Source organism: Flavobacterium solisilvae (genome assembly GCF_012911605.1).
Taxonomy (GTDB): domain Bacteria; phylum Bacteroidota; class Bacteroidia; order Flavobacteriales; family Flavobacteriaceae; genus Flavobacterium; species Flavobacterium solisilvae.
Genome location: NZ_JAAMPT010000091.1, coordinates 1 through 282, shown reverse-complemented (window position 1 = coordinate 282; position 282 = coordinate 1). Strand labels below are relative to the sequence as shown.

Below are 282 nucleotides of genomic sequence, written 5' to 3'. Positions count from 1 at the left end.
TGTTTTCTATTCTAACCCAATACGTTCCGGTTTGTACTTGGTAAGTAGCCAAGTCTTGGATAGGGTTTAATCCTGCTTCGGCATCGCTTTGACTGTTGTAATAGAACGTTACCGTGTAATCGGTTGGACTTTGACCTGCGCCTAATACATCATCGATGTAGTCTGACAATGGATTGCCAAAATACAAGGTTTGTCCATCGTTTACGCCATCAATATCATCACAACTCGCAAAATCTGCCAATTGGGTTGCCACAATTGGTTTTGGATTAACTTGTAAAATAA

The 282-nt window shown here is 40.4% G+C and carries 1 protein-coding gene; it reads right to left on the bottom strand.

Translation table 11 applies throughout. The features are described 5' to 3' along the window. A partial coding sequence (locus G6042_RS00430) for a hypothetical protein (protein ID WP_169522332.1) occupies positions 1-282 on the bottom strand: 282 nt, incomplete at both ends.